Genomic DNA, 20,868 nt, shown 5'->3' with positions numbered 1-20,868 from the left:
TTCAACCGCTTAACTCGCTGCGATCTCTCGTAGCGGGGAGGCGAATCATACAGCGTTAAAACCTGCTGTCAACTGCCTTTTTAACCGCTGCCGATCTGAAGACCGAAGCCCTTCCGATACTACCTGAAGCGTTCAACCCGTTGATTATCAAGGAGTTTTGCGTTTCGAATGCGTCGGAAGTGGGGCGCATTATAAGGGGATTCGAAACCCCGTCAACACTTATTTTCAAAAAACCTTAATCCGGCTGAAAAGCAAAACGGGGTGGCCTGGCGGCCTCCCCGTTTTGCTTTTGGGCTTGCTCTATCTCTTACAGGCTTGGGAACGCGAACTGCGAAGCCTCATGGCTGGCACGTTGTGGCCAACGCTGGGTGATAGCCTTGCGACGGGTATAGAAGCGCACACCATCCGGGCCATAAGCATGCAGATCGCCGAACAGCGAACGCTTCCAGCCACCGAAGCTATGGTAGGCAACCGGTACCGGCAACGGCACGTTCACCCCTACCATGCCGACTTCGATCTCGTCGCAGAACAGGCGCGCCGCTTCACCGTCACGGGTGAAGATGCAGGTGCCGTTGCCATATTCATGCTCGTTGATCAGTTGCATGGCCTCTTCGAGGCTCTTCACACGTACCACGCACAGCACAGGGCCGAAGATCTCTTCTTTATAGATGCGCATTTCTGGCGTGACGTGGTCGAACAGGGTGCCGCCCACGAAATAGCCATCCTCATGGCCGGTCACGCGCAGACCACGCCCATCGACGACCAACTTGGCACCAGCCGCCACACCGTCATCGATGTAGCCAACCACTTTGTCACGGGCAGCCGCGGTCACCAGCGGGCCCATGTCCAGGCCACAGGAGGTACCGGCGCCGATCTTCAGCGCCTTGATCTGCGGCTCCAGCTTGGCGATCAGCGCATCGGCGACCTGGTCGCCCACGCACACGGCAACCGAGATGGCCATGCAGCGCTCGCCGCAAGAACCATAAGCCGCCCCCATCAGCGCACTGACGGCGTTGTCCAGGTCGGCGTCGGGCATCAGTACCGCGTGGTTCTTGGCGCCGCCCAGAGCCTGGACACGCTTGCCGCGCTTGGTGCCTTCGGCATAGATGTATTCGGCGATCGGCGTCGAACCGACGAAGCTCAAGGCCTTGACCTCTGGCGCTTCAATCAATGCGTCGACCGCTTCCTTGTCGCCATGGACGACATTCAGGATGCCTTTGGGCAGGCCGGCCTCATGCAGCAATTGGGCGATGAACAGGGTCGAGCTCGGGTCACGCTCGGACGGTTTGAGGATGAAGGCGTTGCCACAGACGATGGCCAGCGGGTACATCCACAGCGGCACCATGGCCGGGAAGTTGAACGGGGTGATACCGGCAACGATGCCCAGCGGCTGGAAGTCGGACCATGCGTCGATGTTCGGACCTACGTTGCGGCTGTATTCGCCCTTGAGCAGCTCGGGTGCGGCGCAGGCGAACTCGACGTTCTCGATACCGCGCTTGAGCTCACCCGCAGCGTCTTCCAGGGTCTTGCCGTGCTCTTCGCTGATCAATTGCGAGATACGTGCTTCGTTCTGCTCCAGCAGTTGCTTGAAGCGAAACATCACTTGGGCACGCTTGGCCGGCGGCATATTGCGCCAGGCCGGGAAGGCTGCCTTGGCTGCGTCGATGGCTTCTTGAATGGTTGCGCGGCTGGCCAGTTCGACCTTGCGGGAACTCTCGCCGGTGGACGGGTTGAAGACATCGGCGGTGCGCTCACCCTTGGAAACCAGCTCGCCGTTGATCAGGTGCTGAACGATGCTCATGCAAAACTCCAGATAAAGAAGGTTGATGCAGGCGCATGAACATGCGCCTGCCGTCAGAGTCGGAAGAAATCAGTCGATCTGGTTCAGGGCTTCGCCCACCGCGTCGAACAGGCGATCCAGTTCCTGCGGCTGGGTGTTGAAGGTTGGGCCGAACTGCAGCGTGTCGCCGCCGAAGCGGACATAGAAGCCTGCTTTCCACAGTTTCATTGCAGCCTCGTACGGACGCACGATGGCATCGCCGTCACGGGCGGCGATCTGGATGGCGCCGGCCAGTCCATAGTTGCGGATGTCGACGACGTTCTTGGTGCCCTTGATACCGTGCAGCACTTTCTCGAAGTGCGGCGCCAGCTCGGCTGCGGATTGCACCAGGTTTTCCTTCTGCAGCAAGTCCAGCGCAGCGATACCGGCAGCGCAGGCCACAGGATGGGCCGAGTAGGTGTAGCCGTGAGGGAATTCCACGGCGTATTCCGGCGTCGGCTGGTTCATGAAGGTCTGGTAGATCTCGCTGCTGGCGATCACCGCGCCCATCGGGATGGCGCCGTTGGTGACCTGCTTGGCGATGCACATCAGGTCCGGGGTCACGCCGAACGCTTCGGAGCCGGTCATGGCGCCCATGCGACCGAAGCCGGTGATCACTTCATCGAAAATCAAAAGAATGTTGTGCTGAGTGCAGATCTCGCGCAGACGCTTGAGATAGCCCTTCGGTGGCGGCAGAACGCCAGCCGAGCCAGCCAACGGTTCGACGATCACGGCGGCAATGTTCGAGGCATCGTGCAGCTCGATCAGCTTGAGCATCTCGTCCGCCAGGGCGATACCGCCCTCATCCGGCATGCCTTTAGTGAAGGCGTTGCCCGGCAGCACGGTATGAGGCAGGTGGTCGACATCCAGCAATTGGCCGAACAGCTTGCGGTTGCCGTTCACGCCACCGAGGCTGGTACCGGCAATGTTCACGCCGTGATAGCCACGGGCACGGCCGATGATCTTGGTCTTGGTCGCCTGGCCTTTCAGGCGCCAGTAGGCACGCACCATCTTCAGCGCGGTGTCGCAGCACTCGGAACCGGAGTTGGTGAAGAAGACGTGGTTCAGATCGCCCGGGGTCAGCTCAGTGATTTTCTCTGCCAGCTGGAATGCCAGCGGGTGGCCGAACTGGAAGGCTGGCGAATAGTCCAGCACGCCCATCTGGCGCGAAACGGCCTCGGTGATTTCCTTGCGGGTGTGCCCAGCGCCACAGGTCCACAGGCCAGACAGTGCATCGAACACCTTGCGGCCCTTGTCATCGACCAAGTGGTTGCCTTCGGCCGCCACGATCAGGCGTGGATCGCGCTGGAAGTTGCGGTTGGCGGTGTAGGGCATCCAGTGGGCGTCCAGCTTGAGCTGGCTTGCGATACCGGTGGTGGCGGTTGCGGGCATGTTCATCGGCGGTTCCTCGGAAGACGATTAGGCAACGATGGATGTTGTTGCAGCTAAGTTGTCATGGGACTAACGTAAGAAAAATGCCGCTTTTCTAATCTTTAGATTCATGCAGGCTAAACTTAAGCTCGACAAGATCAACACATACCAATAACCCGCTACTGATCAATTACTTGGTCGATACGCCGGTATCCGTCCGTCAGGGGCCTGGGCAGGCAGATATGCAATGAACGGTTGCAGCTCGCCGACTGATTTATGCACAGGGTTTGGTTAAGGTTGCGCCCCTGACTCACTCCATTGAAGGCTTCCCGTGAAACGCCCACAGCCCCTTGCCCAAGTCAGCGACTTCGATATCCGCCTGCTGAAGATCTACCGCAGCGTCGTGGAATGCGGAGGTTTTTCCGCCGCCGAGAACGTCCTTGGCATCGGCCGCTCGGCGATCAGCCAGCAGATGAACGACCTGGAGCAGCGCCTGGGCCTGCGTCTGTGCCAACGGGGCCGCGCCGGTTTCTCACTGACCGAGGAAGGCCGGGAGGTTTATCACTCGGCCCTGCAACTGCTCAGCGCCCTGGAAACCTTTCGCACCGAGGTCAACGGCCTGCACCAGCATCTGCGCGGCGAGCTGAACATCGGCCTGACCGACAACCTGGTGACTCTGCCGCACATGCGCATTACCCATGCCCTGGCAGAACTCAAGGACCGTGGCCCCGATGTACGCATCCAGATCCGCATGATCGCCCCCAGCCAGGTCGAGCAAGGCGTACTGGACGGCAGCCTGCATGTCGGCGTGGTGCCACAGACCAGCCCGCTTTCGGGTCTGGAGTACCAACCCTTGTACAGCGAACGCTCGCTGCTCTACTGTGCCGTCGGGCACCCGCTGTTCTACGCAGATGATCAGCAGATCGACGACGAACGCCTCAACAGCCAGGACGCCATCGCGCCGACCTTTCGCCTGCCAGCCGATATCCAGGCGCATTACCAGGCGCTGCACTGCACGGCGAGTGCATCGGACCGCGAAGGCATGGCGTTTCTTATCCTCACCGGGCGTTACATCGGCTATCTGCCTGACCACTACGCGATGTTCTGGGTTCAGCAGGGGCGCCTGCGTGCACTCAAGCCCCTCGAGCGCTTCTATGACCTGAGCCTTAGCTGGGTCACACGCAAGGGGCGGCGTCCAAACCTTGTGCTCGAAAGCTTCCTGGAAAGCCTGGCTGCGACACGTTGATGCCTGACTCTGCCGCTAATGCTTGTCAGGTGCTCAGAGGAAGGTAATCTGTCCGGCAGCCGTTGCCACAGACTCGTACGGAATCGTCCATGACCCTTGAAGTTCCCGCGCATCGTCCGCCCCTCTCGGGCAAACCCGCAGGCCGCATTCGCCAGAAGAACGAGCAGGCCATCATCCAGGCCGCCGAAGACGAGTTCGCCCGCCATGGTTTCAAGGGCACCAGCATGAACACCATCGCCCAGAAGGCCGGCCTGCCCAAAGCGAACCTGCATTATTACTTCACCAACAAGCTTGGCCTGTACATCGCCGTGCTCAGCAATATCATCGAGCTGTGGGACAGCACCTTCAACGCCTTGAGCGTCGAGGACGACCCTGCCCAAGCGCTGAGCCACTACATCCGCACGAAGATGGAGTTTTCCCGACGCAACCCGCAGGCCTCGCGGATCTTCGCCATGGAAGTCATCAGTGGCGGAAACTGCCTGAGCGAGTATTTCAGCGCCGATTACCGCGAATGGTTCCGCGGCCGTGCCGCGGTGTTCCAGGCCTGGATGGATGCTGGCAAGATGGACCGCGTCGACCCGGTCCACCTGATCTTTCTGCTCTGGGGCAGCACCCAGCACTACGCCGACTTCGCGACCCAGATCTGCCAGGTCACCGGGCGCAGTCGCCTGACCAAACAGGACATGGAAGACGCCAGCAACAACCTTATCCACATCATTCTCAAAGGCTGCGGCATCACCCCCACAGCCTGACCCGGACTTATGCCTTCTACCCTGCTTGACCTCTGCGAGTTCCGCGAGGAAATCCGCAAGAGCCGCTTCATCACCCTTGCCGGCCCGATCACCAGTGCCGCCGAGGCGATGAGCTTCATCGAACGCCATAGCGACCTGGCAGCGACCCATAACTGCTGGGCCTGGAAGCTCGGAGCCCAGTACCGCAGCAGCGACGACGGTGAACCCGGTGGCACTGCAGGTCGGCCGATCCTGGCCGCCATCGAGGCGCAGGACTGCGACCAGGTCGTGGTGCTGGTGATCCGCTGGTATGGCGGCATCCAGCTGGGCACCGGCGGCTTGGCCCGGGCCTACGGGGGTGGGGCCAATAAATGCCTGCAACAGGCGCCCAAGCGGTTGCTTGTCCAACGCAGCGAGTACCACTGCAGTTGTACCTTCAGTGAACTGGCGCTACTCAAGCTGCGTCTGGCGGAAGTCGACGGTCTGGTATTGGACGAACAGTTCACTGCCAACGGCGTGGACCTACAGGTTGCGGTTGGCGAGGCGCATCTACAGACACTGCAACAACAGTTGGCGGATCTGAGCCGCGGACGCATTCGCCTGGCGCCCTGTGAGTAACCCAAGCACTGCGGTTGCTCACAACTACTGTGGGTCCGCCTGTGGATAAGCTTGGGGCATTTGATTACAGCCCTTTCACCACAAGGCCTGCAGGGCATTGATCATATTTTGATCACATTTTCATGACAGCGTCGCAAGCACCTGAATAACAGCAAGTTATCCCCAATTCAGCGATCCCTTTCCCTGATTGAAGCACCTGCAATCACGTGCTGCCTTGCTCACAGATAATGTGGAGGGGATTGTGGATAACCCGTGCATCCCTGGGGCAAACGCCCGGATTCACGGGCCTTCTATCGAATGGTCATTTTTTGTTCAAGTCACGACCGGGCAGCATTCGGTTCGCTGAATTATCCTCAATACCCCGACTTTCAAAGATCAAGGAGCCCCTCATGTCCACTACCAGAACCGCCCTGATCATCGGCGCCTCCCGCGGGCTGGGCCTGGGCCTGGTGCAACGCCTGCACGAGGACGGCTGGAACATCATCGCCACCGTACGCGACCCGCAAAAGGCCGAGGCCCTGCGCGCCGTGCCTGGCGTGCGCATCGAGACCCTGGAAATGAACGACACCGCCCAGCTCGATGCTCTGCGTCAACGCCTGCAGGGTGAAGTACTGGATCTGCTGTTCATCAACGCCGGGGTCATGGGCCCACTGCCGCAAGACCTGGAAACAGTAGGCACCGCCGCGCTGGGCGAGCTGTTCATGACCAATGCCGTGGCACCGATTCGCGTCGCCCGTCGCCTGGCCGGCCAGGTACGGGAGGGCACTGGCGTGCTGGCCTTCATGAGCTCAATCCTGGGCAGCGTGACCATTCCCGATGGTGGCGAGATCTGCCTGTACAAGGCCAGCAAGGCTGCACTCAATTCGATGATCAACAGCTTCGTGGTCGAGTTGCAGCGTCCGGACCTGTGCGTTCTGGCCATGCACCCGGGCTGGGTGAAGACCGAAATGGGCGGCGAAAATGCCGAAATCGATGTGCTCACCAGTACCCGTGGCATGCTCGATCAGGTCAAGGCGCAAAGCGGCAATGCAGGGCTGCGCTTTATCAATTACAAAGGTGAAGCGCTCGTCTGGTGAATTGAAAGCCGTGTGGCGAGGCAGTAGACTGCGAGCCTCGCCCACGGCGAACCTGGATCAGCAGACAGGGCAACACTGAGCTGGCTAACCTGAACCCACTTTCAGAGGAGCCGGCACCATGCCTGCGACCCGTACCTGGTTGAAATCCCCCCTTGCCATCTTCACTGCCAACGGCACCGACGCCCGTGGCGGCCTGGTCATCGAAGATGGCCGCATCACCGAACTGCTCGCCCTTGGCGAAACACCCAGCAAGCCCTGCGACCAGACCTTCGACGCCCGTGAGCACGTAGTGCTGCCAGGCCTGATCAACACCCATCATCACTTCTACCAGACCCTCACCCGCGCCTGGGGGCCGGTGGTCAACCAGCCGCTGTTTCCCTGGCTGAAAACCCTCTACCCGGTCTGGGCACGCCTCACCCCAGCCAAGCTGGAGCTGGCCAGCCAGGTCGCCCTGGCGGAGCTGCTGCTGTCCGGCTGCACCACCGCCGCCGACCATCACTACCTGTTCCCACAGGGCCTGGACAACGCCATCGACGTCCAAGTCGAAGCCGTGCGCAAGCTGGGCATGCGCGCCATGCTGACCCGCGGCTCCATGAGCCTGGGAGAGGCCGACGGTGGCCTGCCGCCACAGCAGACCGTGCAACAGGGCGAAGTGATCCTGGCCGACAGCCAACGACTTATCCACAGCTACCACGAGCGCGGCGATGGCGCACGCATCCAGATCGCGCTGGCACCCTGTTCGCCCTTCTCGGTGACCCCCGAGATCATGCGCGCCAGCGCTGCCCTGGCCGACGAGCTGGACGTGCGCCTGCACACCCACCTGGCCGAAACCCTCGATGAAGAGGACTTCTGCCTGCAGCGCTTCGGCCTACGTACCGTCGATTACCTGGACAGCGTTGGCTGGCTCGGCCCGCGTACTTGGCTCGCCCATGGCATTCACTTCAACAACGAGGAAATTGCCCGCCTGGGCGAGGCCGGCACCGGCATCTGCCATTGCCCGAGCTCGAACATGCGCCTGGCTTCCGGCATCTGCCCGACCGTGGAACTGGAAGCCGCCGGCGCACCGGTTGGCCTCGGCGTCGACGGTTCGGCCTCCAACGATGCTTCGAACGTGATCCTCGAAGCCCGTCAGGCCCTGTACCTGCAGCGCCTGCGCTATGGCGCCGAGCAGATCACCCCCGAGCGAGCCCTGGGCTGGGCGACCCGAGGCTCGGCACGTCTGCTGGGACGTAGCGACATTGGCGAGCTGGCCGTCGGCAAGCAGGCAGATCTGGCGCTGTTCAAGCTCGACGAGCTGCGCTTCTCCGGTAGCCACGATCCACTCTCGGCGCTGCTGCTGTGTGGTGCCGACCGCGCCGACCGGGTCATGGTCGCAGGCCAATGGCGCGTCATCGACGGGCAGATCGAGGGCCTAGATGTACAAGGCCTGATTGCTGACCACCGCCAAGCTGCCGCCCAGCTGATCGCCGGCTGATCCTGCACGGAGGCAGAAGCCCTCAGCCTCGTCATGACACAAGGCAGCCCCACGGGCCCACACGGGATCCTTGGGGCGGCCTTGTGTCATGAGCGGGCTGCGCAGTTGCCGCGCACGCCCTGTAGAATGGCGCGAACCGTACCTGATCGAGACTACACCTATGTATGACTGGCTCAACGCCTTGCCCAAGGCCGAACTGCACATGCACCTGGAGGGCTCGCTGGAGCCGGAACTGCTGTTCGCCCTGGCCGAACGCAACAGGATCGCCCTGCCCTGGGCCGATGTGGAAACCCTGCGCAGCGCCTATGCCTTCAACAACCTGCAGGAATTTCTCGACCTTTATTACCAAGGTGCCGATGTACTGCGAACCGAGCAGGACTTCTACGACCTGACCTGGGCCTACCTGCAACGTTGCAAAGCCCAGAACGTGGTGCATACCGAACCCTTTTTCGACCCGCAGACCCACACCGATCGGGGCATCCCCTTCGAAGTGGTGCTCAATGGCATCAGCCAGGCCCTCAAGGATGGCCGCGAACAGCTGGGCATCGGCAGCGGCCTGATCCTGAGCTTCCTGCGCCACCTCAGCGAAGAGCAAGCACAACAGACCCTCGACCAGGCGCTGCCCTGGCGTGATGCTTTCATCGCCGTGGGCCTGGACAGTTCGGAAAAAGGCCATCCGCCGAGCAAGTTCCAGCGCGTCTTCGACCGCGCCCGCAGCGAAGGCTTCCTGACCGTCGCCCATGCCGGTGAGGAAGGCCCGCCCGAGTACATCTGGGAAGCCCTCGACCTGCTGAAGGTCCAACGCATCGATCATGGTGTACGCGCCATCGAAGACGAACGGCTGATGCAGCGCATCATCGACGAGCAGATCCCGCTGACAGTGTGCCCGCTGTCGAATACCAAGTTATGTGTGTTCGAGCACATGGGTCAGCACAACATTCTCGACATGCTCGAGCGTGGCGTGAAGGTGACGGTGAACTCCGATGATCCGGCCTACTTTGGTGGCTATATCACCGAGAACTTCCATGCCTTGCACACCCACTTGGGCATGACCCAGGATCAAGCCCGACGCCTGGCGCAAAACAGCCTGGACGCCCGCCTGGTTCGATAGCTTGCCCCTCTGGCTGGCCCGCCCGGGCTAGCCCCTAGCCAACCTGCAAGGCTGGCATGCGGGCGATACGGTTGATCTGCTGGACGCCCAGTGGAGAGATCTGCAACGCCCGCGAGCCTTCCTGTTCGCACAGCCAACCCGATTGCAGGAACAGCCTGAACAAAGCGTGGCCCAGGCTGCCTCCCAGGTGCGGCCCCTGATCGCTCCATTCATTGCAGTGACAAATCATGCAGCCGTTCTTCTGACCGGATGCCAACGCCTCGGTGTAAACCCCGACAGCGGCCAATTGGGCCCGGCCTTCGAGGCTGACCCTCGGCTGCTGCTGGGTGCCTTCCAGCCACCCGGCTACGATCAGCCGATGCAGCAGATCGGCCGCCAGCTCTCCCCCGAGATGGTCGCCACAGCGGCGCGCCCGACGCATGGACATGGGCACCTGCAAAGGTGTGGCTTGTGTGTTTCCTTGCCCGCGGCTTTCGAGATGCACACTGGCCAAGGCTTCCACCGCCGCTCCCACCTGCGGCGTGGCGAGACGGAAATACCGCTTGCGGCCACGTGACTCCAGCCTGAGCAGGCCCGCCGACGACAACAGCGACAGGTGCGCACAGGCGGACGACGAGGTCAGGCCGGTCATCAGGGCCAACTCATCGGCAGGGCGAGGGACCCCGTCGATCAATGCCCATAACATGGCGCTGCGCTTGGGGTCGGCCATCAGGCCGGCGATCTGGGCGATACTGCTGACTGCTTTCATTTCCAACTCCCTGCATGATCACGTCGGTTCCTATCGGCCAACCGCCAGCGTGGCACCTCTGCCGGAACTGGCAGGAACGGATACGCCGGAGCCCGCAAACGACGCAAGGCGCTCCGGTCGCGCTCGAATCGACGCAGTCTCTTGCCGTTCCCTAGCAGGGAAATCTCTCTCGCTGGTACTGGCCGGGCTAGCCAGTATAAGTCGCTACAGGCCTTGCGCCTGCGCCGGCAGCCGGCGTCCACAGAGCAGAACAGCATTGGGGGGTATCACCCTCGGCCAGGCTTGCGGCGTTGCGCCAGGCTTCGGCCAGAGCGCCATGTAACCGGTGGCCCCATGACAGCGAGCACGCGGTCCCACAGAGGCCGACAGTCTCAGCTCAATGCAGGAAACAATACCGACGCAAACCTTCCTCATGTACGGCAGGCCAAAGCGAAGCTTCCACATGCTACTGAACATTGCCCGAACCGACCGGGCATCCCTCCGACCAGAGGCACGACCGTCAGTCCGAAGGCCTGTACCAAGCCATGGCACCCGCAAGTGGCAGCGCTAAACTGCATCGGCTCCCGCCCATTGGAGGTATGCCGCGATGAAGATTGTCGTCAGTGCTTCGAACCGCAACCCCAACTGCCCGTGGCAAGTCCGGCTCGATCAGCATGTGGTGAGTTTCCGCAGCGAAGCCGAAGCTCGCTCGTTCGTTGCCACGCTGGAAAGTCGCCTGCAGGCGCCTCACCCCCTCATGCGGGACGCCTGGCCTGCAAGCGCCGAGTCAACATCGCGACACTGACGACCAGCACGCCACACAAGCTGATCACCAAGGCCATGGGCACCGCACTGCCATCGTGCAGCACGCCCACCAGCGCTGCCGCGCCGGCAGCGACGCTGAACTGCGCGCAGCCCATCAAGGCCGAGGCACTACCGGCCCTGGCGCCTTGACCGCTCATGGCGCACGCCGATGCGTTGGGGATGATGCAGCCCAGGCTTGCGATGCACAGGAACAACGGCACCAGCAGTGGCCACAACGACTCCGGCCGCAACGCCGCGACGCACAGCAGCGCCAAGCCCGCCAGTAGGTACAACCACACCGCCCGCGCCAACAGGAATGCCGGGCCGCGCGTGGCCAGCAGACGCGCATTGACCTGGGCCATGAGGATGAAGCCTGCGGCATTGGTGCCGAACAGCCAGCCATAGTGCTCGGCGGGAACGCCATACAGCTTGATGAACACGAAGGGAGAGCCGGCGATGTAGGCGAACATACCGGCAATGGCGATTCCACCGGTCAGAGCGTGCCCCAGGAACACCCGATCACCGAGCAAACGCAAGTACTGGCGCAAGGCACCGGACAGCGGTTGGCGAGGCATGTCCGGCGGCAGGCTTTCCGGCAGCCCCAGGCTCACCGCGAGCAGACAAGCCGCACTGAACAGGCTCAAGGCCAGGAAAATCGACTGCCAGCCCGACACATTGACCAGCACCCCACCTAGCATCGGTGCCAGGATCGGCGCCAGCCCCATCACCAGCATCAACTGCGAGAACACCTTGGCCGAGGCCACCGGGTCGCACTTGTCGCTGACAATGGCCCGCGACAGTACCATCCCCGCGCAACCGCCCAGGGCCTGGACGAAACGCGCCAGCACCAGCGTCTGGAGGTTCGGTGCATAGGCACAAGCCAGGGAAGCCAGGGTGAACAGAGTGATGCCGAACAGCAGCGGCGTACGTCGGCCGAAGCGATCGGCCACCGGGCCATAGGCCAACTGGCCGAGCGACAGGCCGAGGAAGTAGGCCGCCAGTGTGGTCTGGACGTGCTTTTCGTCGGTGCCGAAGGCTTGCGCCATGGCGGGGAAAGCGGGCAGGTAGAAGTCGATCGCCAGGGGCCCGAACGCACTGAGGGCGCCCAGGATCAACACTATTCGCAGGTTCATCGGGAATCCATAGCTGGCTAAGCAAGTGCGTCAGTCTACCTGCACTGGGCCCGATCAGCTTGAAAACCTTTGTAATAAATGGGGGCGCCATGCACCCCCGGACGATCAGGCTTGCTCAGCCTGGTAACCTTCCTCACGAATCGCCGCCAGGATCTGCTCGGCAGCCAACTGGCTCTGTACGCGCACTTGCTGGCTCGGCAGATCGACCTGCACCTGGGCAGCCGCATCCTGTGCCTGCACCGCTCGGGTTACCGCCTTCACGCAATGGCCGCAGGTCATGCCTTGAACATTGAACACTTGCATCGGGTGTCTCCTTCAGGGGTTTTTCGCAGTCTCGTCCTTACCATCATGGCAAGGTCAAGTATTGCGTTGACCGGCCGGGCTGGAAATCCGCGCGCGGCTCGGCCAAGCTGCGCCTTTGACGATTTGGCAAGCAGGAGATTCTTCATGTTCAGGGCAGCATTGGGCCTGGTTGGATTGCTCGGCACACTGGCCGCGGTGCCGCCAGCCAGCGCCGAAGGCAACTCGGACTACAGCGTGCTGATCATTTCCCGGGAACGCCTGGAAGTGGCCACCAGTTGCGAGATCGGCATCTACCTCAACGACCAGCTCTCCGGGCGTCTGTTCCAGGAGCAGTCCACCTCCTTCAATTTGCCACCCGGCCCGGTGGACGTCCGCCTGCGCCTGTTGCCAGGACAGGTGCCCGGCTGCGCGCCCGGTATCGAAGACCAACGCAGCACACGCCTGAGCCTACAGGCCGGACAGATCAGCAAATACCGCATCGCCATGGGTGCCAATGGGCTGCAGTTGAAGAGGGCCGGCTTGGGGTATTGACCTTCCCCGTGTGGCAAGGTTGATGCTGAAGGCCTGTCCAAGGAGGAGAGCCATGTCCGCATCCACCACGTTCGACCTGCCGATCTCCGGCATGACCTGCGCCAGCTGTGCTGGCCGGGTAGAGCGCGCACTGCGCAAGGTCACCGGCGCTGAACAGGTCAGCGTCAATCTCGCCACCGAACAGGCCAGGGTCCAGGCCCCGGCCGACAGCCTTCCCGCCCTCGTCGACGCAGTTCGAGAGGCCGGTTATGGCGTTCCCACCCGCACTCTCGAACTGCAGATCGTCGGCATGACCTGCGCCAGTTGCGTGGGCCGGGTCGAACGCGCCCTCGCCAAAGTGCCGGGGGTCGAGCAGGTCAACGTCAACCTAGCCAGCGAACGCGCCCACCTCGAAGTCCTCCAGGGGCTCGACGACACCCTACTGATCGATGCCGTGCAAAAGGCAGGCTATAGCGCCAGCCTGCCCCAGGCCGCACGTGACGACCAGGCCGACGCCCAGCGTCGCCTACGCAACGAGCGCCTGGCCGTCGGTGCCGCACTGTTGCTGGCGCTGCCCTTGGTACTGCCCATGATTGTGCAACCCTTCGGTCTGCACTGGATGCTCCCGGCCTGGGTGCAGTTCCTGCTGGCCACGCCTGTCCAGTTCATCCTCGGCGCGCGCTTCTATGTGGCTGCCTGGAAAGCCGTGCGCGCTGGTGCCGGCAACATGGACCTGCTGGTGGCCCTGGGTACCAGCGCGGGCTATGGCCTGAGCCTGTACCAGTGGGCCCAGGCCCCGTCAGGCATGCAGCCACACCTGTATTTCGAGGCCTCGGCGGTGGTGATCGCTCTGGTGTTGCTGGGTAAGTACCTGGAAAGCCGCGCCAAACGCCAGACTGCCAGCGCCATCCGAGCCCTGGAAGCCCTGCGCCCGGACCGGGCCGTGCGGGTGGTCGACGGCCGAGAGGAAGACGTGCCCATCAACCAGTTGCGCCTGGGGGATCTGGTGCTGGTCAAACCTGGCGAGCGATTCCCGGTCGACGGCGAGGTGCTCGAAGGTAGCAGCCATGCCGATGAAGCCCTGATCAGCGGCGAGAGCCTGCCGGTGCCCAAGCAGCCGGGCGACGCCGTCACCGGCGGCGCGATCAACGGCGAAGGCCGCCTGTTGATCCGTACCCAGGCGCTGGGCACCGAAACCGTGCTGGCCCGGATCATCCGTCTGGTCGAAGATGCCCAGGCGGCCAAAGCGCCGATCCAGAAGCTGGTGGATCGGGTCAGCCAGGTATTCGTTCCGGCGGTGCTGGTGATCGCCTTGATCACCTTGATTGGCTGGTGGCTGGCCGGTGCGCCGCTGGAAACCGCGCTGATCAATGCCGTCGCCGTGCTGGTCATCGCTTGCCCCTGTGCCCTAGGCCTGGCCACGCCTGCGGCGATCATGGCAGGCACCGGTGTCGCCGCCCGCCATGGCATCCTCATCAAGGATGCCGAGGCGCTGGAGCGCGCCCACGCGGTCAATCGCGTGGTGTTCGACAAGACCGGCACTCTGACCTCAGGAAGCCCTCGCGTGGTCCATAGCCAAGCCCTCCACGGCGACACCGGCGAACTGTTCCAGCTGGCCGGTGCCTTGCAACGCGGCAGCGAACATCCCTTGGCCAAGGCCGTGCTCGATGCCTGTGCCGAACAGGGCCTGGACGTGCCGCAAGTGGCCGACAGCCAATCGCTCACCGGCCGTGGCATCGCCGGGCGTGTCGGCGAGCGCGAACTGGCCCTGGGCAACCGCCGCCTGCTCGATGAAAGCACCCTGTCGCCTGGCGAACTCGCCACCCAGGCCCAAGCCTGGGAGGCCGAGGGCCGCACGCTGTCGTGGCTGATCGAACGCCAACCGCAACAGCGGGTGCTGGGCCTGTTCGCCTTCGGTGACAGCCTCAAGCCCGGTGCCGGACACGCTATCGAAGCCTTGCATGCGCAACACATCAGCAGCCACCTGCTGACCGGCGACAATCGGGGCAGCGCCAAGGTCGTGGCCGATGCTCTTGGGATCGATGATGTCCATGCCGAAGTGCTGCCCGCAGACAAAGCCGCCACCGTGGCCGCGCTCAAGCGCGACGGGGTGGTGGCGATGGTCGGCGATGGCATCAACGACGCTCCGGCCCTGGCGGCTGCCGACATCGGTATCGCCATGGGTGGCGGCACCGACGTGGCCATGCAAGCCGCCGGCATCACCCTCATGCGCGGCGATCCGCGCCTGGTGCCTGCGGCGCTGGAGATCAGCCGCAAGACCTACGCCAAGATCCGCCAGAACCTGTTCTGGGCCTTCATCTACAACCTGATCGGCATTCCACTGGCCGCGTTCGGCCTGCTCAACCCCGTGCTGGCCGGCGCCGCCATGGCCTTGTCGAGTGTCAGCGTGGTGAGCAACGCTCTGTGGCTCAAGACCTGGAAGCCCACCGACAACGCGCAGGAGCATCCATGAACATCGGCCAGGCCGCCCGCAGCAGCGGGCTCAGCACCAAGATGATCCGTTACTACGAGTCCATCGGCCTGCTCAAGCCGGCCGTGCGCAGCGACAGTGGCTATCGCCTGTACCAACAGGACGATCTGCACACCCTGGCGTTCATCAAGCGCTCGCGTGACCTGGGGTTTTCCCTGGAGGAGGTGGCCAAGCTGCTGACCCTCTGGCAGGACCGCCAGCGCGCCAGCGCAGACGTCAAAGCCCTGGCGATGCAACACATCGAGGCGCTGAACAAGCGGATCGAGGAACTGGTCAGTCTGCGTGACACGCTCAGCGACCTGGCTGCCCACTGTCAGGGCAATGACCGTCCGGACTGCCCGATCCTCAAGGACCTGGCCAACGGCAAGAGCTGCTGCGCCTGATCCTGCTCTGCAGGAGCGGCCCTAGGTCGCTGCTGCAGGCTGGGCGCAAATCATGACCGATCGGTCACAAAACACGATTTTGGCTAATAAATCTGGGCACTCCCCTACAAAAAAGCCGAATGCTGCCGATGTCTAAGACACCTGCCTCAGGTATCGATAAAAACAATCGGGGATCGTGGATGAACATCAAGCAAAAACTGACCTGGGCCTTCGCCATTATCGCGGGCCTGCCCATCGTCCTCGTGGCCACCTTGGTGGTGCTCAACCTGCGCAGTGAAGCCCGTGAAGACTTCCTCGGCAACAGCAGCCGGGAAATCCGCCAAGTCGGCAATGCGATGAACCTGTTCTTCCAGGGCATCGAGCAGAACGTGAACTACATTGCGGCGCAACCGGTGGTCGCAGCGACCGGCAACAACCTGAACAAGTACCTGACCGCCAACCCGACCCGGGAGCTGGGCGAGCAGGACAAACAAGTCTTCGAGTTCATGACCCGCCTGGCCGAGGCCCATCCCAGCTATGCCTACATCTCCTACGGCGTGAGCGACGGCGGCTACGTCGGCTGGCCGAACGACGACACCTTCGCCAACTACGACCCCCGCCAGCGCCCCTGGTACCAGCTGGCCCTGGCCAACCCCGGCAAGACCTTGCGCACTGCACCTTACTACTGGGCATCCGGCGACGTGGTGCAGATCAGTGTGGTACGCGCGGTGGGCAACGCACTGGGCAGCCTGGGCGGCGTCGTGAGTATCGATGTGTCGCTCAATGGGCTGACTGATCTGCTCAAGCAGATCAAGCTGGGCGAAACCGGCTACCTGATGTTGGTCGAGAAAAACGGCAACGTGATCGTCGACCCGCGCGACCCCAACCACAACTTCAAGCAACTGGACAGCTTCGGCGACGGCTATGCCACCCTGGCCAAGGCCGACAAGGGCCTGGTCGAAGTAGAGCTGGGCGGCGAACGCTACATGGCCAACATCTATCCCGACGCCCAGACGGGCTGGACCTTCATCGGCCTGATCCGCCACGACGAAGTCATGCAGACCACCACCCGCCTGACCTGGGTGATCGGCACCATCGCCCTGGTCCTGGCCTTGCTGTTCGCAGGGGTCGGCGCGGCCTTCGCCAAACTCATCGTGCGGCCGATCAATAGCGTCAGCAGCGGCCTGGAAGACATCGCCCAGGGCGAAGGCGACCTGACCCGCAGCCTGGAGATCCACGGCCGCGACGAAACCGCGCAACTGGCCAACTGGTTCAACCAGTTCCTCGGCGCCATCCGCAGTTTGATCCAGCACATCGGCGCCGCCGCCGGGCAGATCCTGCATACCTCCAGCAGCTCGACCCGCGTCTCCAGCGACATGAGCGAAGCGGCCAGCCGCCAACGCGAGTCGGTGGACATGGTTTCCACCGCCTTCCACGAAATGGTCGCCACCGCCAACGAAGTGGCCCGCTCCTGCAGCCAGGCCGCGCAGTCGGCCGACAGCGGCCAGCAGCAGGCCCGCGAAGGCCAGCAGCAGATCGACGCGGCGGTGCAAAGCGTGGACCGCCTGAGCCAGGAGATCGAGCAGTCGGCCCAGTCGATCCAGCAACTGGAACGCGACAGCAATGCCATCCAGTCGATTCTCGGCACCATCCGTTCGATCGCTGAACAGACCAACCTGCTGGCCCTGAACGCCGCCATCGAAGCCGCCCGCGCCGGCGAGCAAGGCCGTGGCTTTGCCGTGGTCGCCGACGAAGTCCGCGCCTTGGCTAAGCGCACCGCCGATTCCACTGCCGAGATCGACGGCCTGCTGGGCAACCTCGCCTCGCGCACCGCCGAGGTCGCAGAGCAGATGCACGCAAGCCTCGAGGTCTCGCAGCAGTCGGTCAGCCGCATTGGCCTGGCGCGTGACAGTTTCGGGCAGATCCGCGAGTCGGTGGACATCATTCGCGACATGAACACTCAGATCGCCACTGCCGCCGAAGAGCAACATCAGGTGGCCGAGGACATCAACCGCCACATCAGCCAGATCCACGGCGATGCACAGTTGGTGGCCGAGCTGGCCCAGGCCGCACGTCAGGACTCCGAGAGCCTGGCGGGGCTGTCCAATGAGCTGGATGCACTGGTGCGCAGGTTCCGTACCTGAGTCATGCCCTTAGCGGGTCAATCGGAGCAGCGGTTTCACCTCCGATTGCCCGCGAACGGGCCACGACCTGCGGGCGCTAGAACTGCAACGCCCAGGCGTGGAGCCCAACGGAGCCTAACAGCCAGGGTTCATCGGCTACTGCGCCAGTGGGAGCTGGCGACAGCCTGCGATGGGCTGCACGGCAGCCCCAGCCGCCCCTCACCGCTCGACGATCATCGTCACCCCCTGCCCTCCCGCCGCGCAAATGGAGATCAGTCCTCGGCCCTTACCGGCCGTGGCCAGCAACTTGGCCATGTTCGCCAGGATGCGCCCGCCGGTAGCCGCGAACGGATGCCCTGTCGCCAGGGAGCTGCCTTTGACATTGAGCTTGCTGCGATCGATGGCGCCCAACGGCTGCGCAAGGCCCAGGCGCGTGCGGCAGTACTCCTCATCCTCCCAGGCCTTGAGCGTGCACAGCACCTGGGCGGCGAAGGCCTCGTGAATCTCGTAGTAGTCGAAATCCTGCAGGGTCAGCCCATTACGCGCCAACAACCGAGGTACCGCGTAGACAGGCGCCATCAACAGCCCTTCGTGACCGGTGACGAAATCCACTGCAGCGGTCTCGCCATCCACCACATACGCCAGCACAGGCAAGTCGTGCTCCCTGGCCCATTCTTCGGTGCCCAGCAATACCAGTGATGCGCCATCGGTCAGCGGTGTGGAGTTGCCGGCCGTCAGGGTGCCCTGCCCGCTGCGGTCGAACGCGGGCTTGAGCTTGGCCAACTGCTCCAAGGTCAGGTCCGCACGCAGGTTGTTGTCCCTAGCCAGGCCCAGGTAAGGCGTGAGCAGGTCCTCATGCCAGCCCTCATCGAACGAGGCCAGCAGACGTTGATGACTGAGCAGGGCCAGCTCGTCCTGCTCGGCACGACCAATCTGCCAGGTCTGCGCCATGCGCTCGCAATGCTCGCCCATCGACAGCCCCGTGCGCGCCTCTTCGATACGCGGCAGTTCAGGTAGAAAGTGCCTGGGACGCAGCTTGAGGAACGGCTTGAGCCGCTCGGGCCAGGTTCTGGCGCTGTTGGCCTGCAACAGGATGCGCCGCAGGCCCGGGCTGACGGCGATCGGGGCGTCCGAGGCGGTGTCCACGCCGCCGGCGATGGCACAGTCGATCTGCCCGAGGGCAATCTTGTTGGCCGACAGCAGCGCCACCTCCAGGCCCGTGCCACAGGCCAGCTGAAGGTCATAGGCCGGTGTCTGTGCCGAAAGTCGTGAGCCCAGCACGCTCTCGCGGGTCAGGCTCATGTCGCGGGCATGTTTGACCACCGCGCCCGCGGCCACCTCGCCCAGGCGCAAGCCATGCAGATGGCAGCGCTCAATGAGGCCCTCGAGCGCGGCGGTGAGCATCGCCTGGTTGCTAGCCTTGGCATAGACGCCGTTGGAGCGGGCAAACGGTATTCGGTTGGCGCCCAGGATCGCGACGCGGCGGGGTGAAACCATGGCGCATGTTCCTTCTGAAACAATTTGATCCGTACAGACTAGGTGTTTTTACCGCAGTCGAACGACCTCGACACAAACTTGGTCCACACTTGCAAGCTTGTCCCCTGGGAGACCCGCACATGAGCGACCGCTATCTCGGCTTTGCCAACTCCAACCTTGGCCGACGCCTCGTCGATGCCTTGGGCCTGCCCCGTCCGGCGCCGCTGGAGCGATGGCAGGCAGGGCGCCTGCGTCCCGTGGAGGGTGCCCTGGTGCTCGGAGGTGGGCCCCTGGCAGTCCAGGTGGAGGCCATCGCTCCACGCCTGACCGACACCCTCTACAGCTTCAACGGCGAAGGGCTGCAGGCGCAGACCTGGGTCGCCGGCCTGGGGCCGAAGCTCAAGGCCGTGGTATTCGATGCCAGCCATCTGGCCGACAGCGACGATTTGCGCCAATTGCGTGAGTTCTTCCAGCCGCTGCTGCGCAGCTTGGCCCGCTGCGCCCATGTGGTGATCCTCGGGCGCGCGCCCGAAAGCCTCGACGACCCGCAGGCCAGCGTGGCCCAGCGCGCCCTGGAAGGCTTCAGCCGTTCACTGGGCAAGGAACTGCGCGACGGTGCCACCGTGCAGTTGCTGTATGTCGACAAGGCCGCCGAAGACCAGCTCGAAGGCGCCTTGCGCTTCTTCCTGTCGCCCCGCAGTGCCTTCATCAGCGGCCAAGTTCTGCGCCTGGGCCCTTGCGCCAACCACGTCGAGGACTGGACCCGCCCGCTGGCCGGCCGCCGCGCCCTGGTGACCGGTGCCGCCCGAGGGATTGGCGCAGCCATCGCCGAGACCCTGGCCCGCGATGGCGCGGACGTCATCCTGCTGGATGTTCCACAGGCACAAAAAGACCTCGACGCCCTTGCCGCCCGCCTGGGTGGCGAGGCCCTGGCCCTGGACATCTGCGCCAGCGATGCCCCAGCCAAGCTGGTCGAAGCCCTGCCCGACGGCCTCGACATCCTGGTGCACAACGCCGGCATCACCCGCGACAAGACCCTGGCCAACATGACGCCCGAATATTGGGACGCGGTGCTGGCCGTGAACCTCAAGGCCCCGCAAGTCCTGACCCAAGCGTTGTTCGACGCCGGCAAGCTTCACGACGGGGCGCGCATCACCCTGCTCGCCTCGGTCAGCGGCATCGGCGGCAATCGCGGGCAGTCCAATTACGCAGCGAGCAAGGCCGGCCTGATCGGCTTCGCCCAAGCCTGGGCACCCAAGCTGGCCAAGCAGGGCGCCAGCATCAATGCCGTGGCCCCAGGCTTTATCGAAACCCACATGACCGCCGCCATGCCCATGGGCCTGCGCGAAGCCGGACGACGCCTGAGTTCGCTGGGCCAGGGCGGCGTGCCACAGGACGTCGCCGAGGCCATCGCCTGGCTCAGCCAGCCCGGCACGGGCGCGGTCAATGGCCAAGTCCTGCGGGTCTGCGGCCAGGCACTGATGGGGGCATGA

The 20,868-nt window shown here is 63.5% G+C and carries 18 protein-coding genes; 12 read left to right on the top strand and 6 right to left on the bottom strand.

What is annotated here, in order from left to right:
- Nucleotides 1-307: 307 nt before the first annotated feature.
- On the bottom strand, nt 308-1,801 hold the full coding sequence (locus AB1N67_RS03215; protein WP_043207811.1) for a CoA-acylating methylmalonate-semialdehyde dehydrogenase: 1,494 nt from the start codon (nt 1,799-1,801) through the stop codon (nt 308-310).
- 69 nt (nt 1,802-1,870) lie between these two features.
- Nucleotides 1,871-3,217 carry an aspartate aminotransferase family protein gene (locus AB1N67_RS03210; RefSeq protein ID WP_367863527.1) on the bottom strand — a complete coding sequence of 449 codons (1,347 nt, stop codon included), beginning with the start codon at nt 3,215-3,217 and terminating at the stop codon, nt 1,871-1,873.
- Nucleotides 3,218-3,521: 304 nt separating this feature from the next.
- Between AB1N67_RS03210 and AB1N67_RS03205 the strand changes: the two genes are divergently transcribed.
- From AB1N67_RS03205 to AB1N67_RS03180, 6 genes are all read left to right on the top strand, one after another.
- A complete protein-coding gene (locus tag AB1N67_RS03205; RefSeq protein WP_043207816.1) occupies nt 3,522-4,436 on the top strand; it encodes a LysR family transcriptional regulator in 915 nt (304 codons plus the stop codon).
- An 89-nt stretch (nt 4,437-4,525) separates the two neighbouring features.
- Nucleotides 4,526-5,188: a TetR/AcrR family transcriptional regulator gene (locus tag AB1N67_RS03200; RefSeq protein WP_043207817.1), complete on the top strand. Its 663-nt coding sequence runs from the start codon at nt 4,526-4,528 to the stop codon at nt 5,186-5,188.
- A gap of 9 nt (nt 5,189-5,197) precedes the next feature.
- Nucleotides 5,198-5,785: a YigZ family protein gene (locus tag AB1N67_RS03195; protein ID WP_043207819.1), complete on the top strand. Its 588-nt coding sequence runs from the start codon at nt 5,198-5,200 to the stop codon at nt 5,783-5,785.
- Nucleotides 5,786-6,174: 389 nt separating this feature from the next.
- A complete protein-coding gene (locus AB1N67_RS03190; RefSeq protein ID WP_043207820.1) occupies nt 6,175-6,861 on the top strand; it encodes an SDR family oxidoreductase in 687 nt (228 codons plus the stop codon).
- A gap of 118 nt (nt 6,862-6,979) precedes the next feature.
- The gene (locus AB1N67_RS03185; protein WP_367863526.1) at nt 6,980-8,335 is read left to right on the top strand and encodes an 8-oxoguanine deaminase; all 1,356 of its coding nucleotides are present in this window, start codon (nt 6,980-6,982) and stop codon (nt 8,333-8,335) included.
- A 160-nt stretch (nt 8,336-8,495) separates the two neighbouring features.
- Nucleotides 8,496-9,446: an adenosine deaminase gene (locus AB1N67_RS03180; protein WP_102081251.1), complete on the top strand. Its 951-nt coding sequence runs from the start codon at nt 8,496-8,498 to the stop codon at nt 9,444-9,446.
- 34 nt (nt 9,447-9,480) lie between these two features.
- Here AB1N67_RS03180 and AB1N67_RS03175 read toward each other — a convergent pair whose 3' ends face one another.
- Nucleotides 9,481-10,194 (bottom strand): helix-turn-helix transcriptional regulator, encoded by a 714-nt coding sequence (locus AB1N67_RS03175; protein ID WP_043207826.1) that lies wholly within the window; start codon nt 10,192-10,194, stop codon nt 9,481-9,483.
- Nucleotides 10,195-10,780: 586 nt separating this feature from the next.
- Between AB1N67_RS03175 and AB1N67_RS03170 the strand changes: the two genes are divergently transcribed.
- A complete protein-coding gene (locus AB1N67_RS03170; protein WP_080642059.1) occupies nt 10,781-10,978 on the top strand; it encodes a hypothetical protein in 198 nt (65 codons plus the stop codon).
- Here AB1N67_RS03170 and AB1N67_RS03165 read toward each other — a convergent pair.
- Together AB1N67_RS03165 and AB1N67_RS03160 are read right to left on the bottom strand one after the other, a co-directional pair.
- A complete protein-coding gene (locus tag AB1N67_RS03165) occupies nt 10,929-12,110 on the bottom strand; it encodes a multidrug effflux MFS transporter (RefSeq protein ID WP_367863525.1) in 1,182 nt (393 codons plus the stop codon). The genes AB1N67_RS03170 and AB1N67_RS03165 overlap by 50 nt on opposite strands.
- Nucleotides 12,111-12,215: 105 nt before the next feature.
- Nucleotides 12,216-12,413, bottom strand: coding sequence for a heavy-metal-associated domain-containing protein (locus AB1N67_RS03160; RefSeq protein WP_070572655.1), 198 nt, complete (start codon nt 12,411-12,413; stop codon nt 12,216-12,218).
- Nucleotides 12,414-12,557: 144 nt separating this feature from the next.
- On the opposite strand from AB1N67_RS03160, the gene AB1N67_RS03155 reads away from it, so the two are divergent.
- The 4 genes from AB1N67_RS03155 (at nt 12,558) to AB1N67_RS03140 (ending at nt 17,920) form a co-directional block, all read left to right on the top strand.
- Nucleotides 12,558-12,944 carry a hypothetical protein gene (locus AB1N67_RS03155; protein ID WP_043207833.1) on the top strand — a complete coding sequence of 129 codons (387 nt, stop codon included), beginning with the start codon at nt 12,558-12,560 and terminating at the stop codon, nt 12,942-12,944.
- Between the two features lie 52 nt (nt 12,945-12,996).
- Nucleotides 12,997-15,396 carry a heavy metal translocating P-type ATPase gene (locus AB1N67_RS03150; protein WP_090343080.1) on the top strand — a complete coding sequence of 800 codons (2,400 nt, stop codon included), beginning with the start codon at nt 12,997-12,999 and terminating at the stop codon, nt 15,394-15,396.
- Entirely contained in the window at nt 15,393-15,797 is a 405-nt protein-coding gene (cueR, locus tag AB1N67_RS03145) for a Cu(I)-responsive transcriptional regulator (protein WP_043207839.1), read from the top strand. Before AB1N67_RS03150 ends, cueR begins: the two co-directional genes overlap by 4 nt.
- 179 nt (nt 15,798-15,976) lie before the next feature.
- Complete coding sequence (locus AB1N67_RS03140; protein ID WP_043207841.1) at nt 15,977-17,920, top strand: methyl-accepting chemotaxis protein; 1,944 nt, start codon at nt 15,977-15,979, stop codon at nt 17,918-17,920.
- 198 nt (nt 17,921-18,118) lie between these two features.
- On the opposite strand, the gene AB1N67_RS03135 is transcribed toward AB1N67_RS03140, so the two are convergent.
- Nucleotides 18,119-19,396 carry an acetyl-CoA C-acetyltransferase gene (locus AB1N67_RS03135; RefSeq protein ID WP_043207842.1) on the bottom strand — a complete coding sequence of 426 codons (1,278 nt, stop codon included), beginning with the start codon at nt 19,394-19,396 and terminating at the stop codon, nt 18,119-18,121.
- A gap of 119 nt (nt 19,397-19,515) precedes the next feature.
- Between AB1N67_RS03135 and AB1N67_RS03130 the strand changes: the two genes are divergently transcribed.
- On the top strand, nt 19,516-20,868 hold the full coding sequence (locus AB1N67_RS03130) for a 3-oxoacyl-ACP reductase (protein WP_043207844.1): 1,353 nt from the start codon (nt 19,516-19,518) through the stop codon (nt 20,866-20,868).

It is taken from the genome of Pseudomonas guariconensis (genome assembly GCF_040822035.1).
GTDB lineage: Bacteria > Pseudomonadota > Gammaproteobacteria > Pseudomonadales > Pseudomonadaceae > Aquipseudomonas > Aquipseudomonas guariconensis.
The sequence above is the reverse complement of the archived record's forward strand: the minus strand, read 5'-3'. Positions and strand labels throughout refer to the sequence as shown.